The sequence below is a fragment of the Fulvivirga aurantia genome, from assembly GCF_009711475.1.
GTDB classification, from domain to species: Bacteria; Bacteroidota; Bacteroidia; order Cytophagales; family Cyclobacteriaceae; genus Fulvivirga; species Fulvivirga aurantia.
The window spans coordinates 1-1,561 of record NZ_SMMD01000288.1 but is presented as its reverse complement, the minus strand read 5'-3'; the positions used below and the strand labels follow the sequence as shown (position 1 = coordinate 1,561).

Genomic DNA, 1,561 nt, shown 5'->3' with positions numbered 1-1,561 from the left:
TAAATAAGTCCAGAGCTACGTGTCACTCTGGTCGTTGTGTCTAATTGTATTAACATGAAAAATATAATTCTATCAATTATCTTTGTACTCATCTTTACTAGCTGTAAACAAGCCACCCAGAATACGACTTCTGAACTAAATAACATTAAGCTAGACTTTTCTACTGAACAAACTCAAGTTTATGATGCCTCTTACAGAATGATTACAAAGGTATCAGAGACAGAATTAAACGGAATTTTTAAAATCAAAATCAAAGAAAATGAACTTGCTGATTTAATATTTGAATTTACTAACAATAAATCAAGAGTGCCTGTTTTGGGAGAGATTGAACTGAACGACACAACTATTAGAGTCATGGATATGGATTCAGCCGGAATATTCATCAACGGAAACGTACATCCACAAATGCTATTTGAAGCCCTAATTCCGTTATCTTTTAATAAAAATTCAGATATAATACTAAAGATGCCAATGAGCGGAAATCATACAAGTGGTGATCAGTTTCTTGAAATGAAAATGACCTTCCCTACTTTCGAAGAGGACAGCATTTCCGAACATCTCAGATTTGAAGGAAAGTTTAGTGAATCAAAAACTTATGATGAACCCTTCGAGTATAAGGTAGATGTTTCTGGAACGGGAGAGTACGTGTACAATCAAGACAGCCTGCATTTTGACTATATTTCTCTTAGACTGAATATATTCACTAAAATGCTTGAGTCAGACATGTCTTCTTTTGTTAACCACTCGACTACTTTGAAATATCTCAGAACAGAATAACTGTAAATGATGGAGGAATTATCGGAAAGTTCATCTCATACCACTATTTACGCATACATGAATAAACTAATCTATCTTTTAATATTCCTCCTCCTCTTTTTGCAAGAGGCAAACTCTCAAACTCCATATGTGATTTATGAGAATTTCGAAATAAAGTCATCTGAACAAATGTATCGTGATCCAGCAATAGGCAAAAAATATGACCTGAAGAATCTGGTTGATGGAAATTGGAAAACAGCATGGGTTTACGAAAATATGCTACCAGAAGGAACTGCTAAAAATGACAATGAAAACCTAATTAGTCTCACCATAAACTTCCCTGAGGAGGTGGAAATTGAACAGATTCAAATATCCAATGGTTATCTAAAATCCCAACATTTATACCAGGCTAATAATCGCACTGAAACATTTATTGTCAAGTTTGATGACAATTCAAAAATGAGCTTAAACTGTAAAGACACTTTTGGACTCCAAACATTTACAATAAATAAAAAAAGTAAAAGAATAATTATTGAAATTTCTAATTGGAAGATGGGTGATAAGTACAATGATCATTGTATTTCTGAATTAAGAATCATAAGCAATGATAAAAATCTACTAACCCCCAAAGGATACAGGATCGAAAACAATGCCGGCTGGTATTCTTCTGATGTAGTGACTTTTAATGAATCAAATTCTGTAGACATGAGGACTTTTGATGCAATTAATGGCTTAACGGATCCTTTAATTACCAATGATCGCAAATTCATCTTGTACCATTCTAACTCTGATGGTTGCCAAATTG

At 33.4% G+C, this 1,561-nt stretch carries 2 protein-coding genes; both read left to right on the top strand.

The features are described from left to right. Nucleotides 1-54 precede the first annotated feature (54 nt). Nucleotides 55-777 carry a hypothetical protein gene (locus E1176_RS01205; RefSeq protein WP_155208760.1) on the top strand — a complete coding sequence of 241 codons (723 nt, stop codon included), beginning with the start codon at nt 55-57 and terminating at the stop codon, nt 775-777. A 6-nt stretch (nt 778-783) separates the two neighbouring features. Then, nucleotides 784-1,561, top strand: a 778-nt coding sequence (locus E1176_RS01200) for an NADase-type glycan-binding domain-containing protein (RefSeq protein ID WP_222933044.1), incomplete at its 3' end; no start/stop codon positions are given.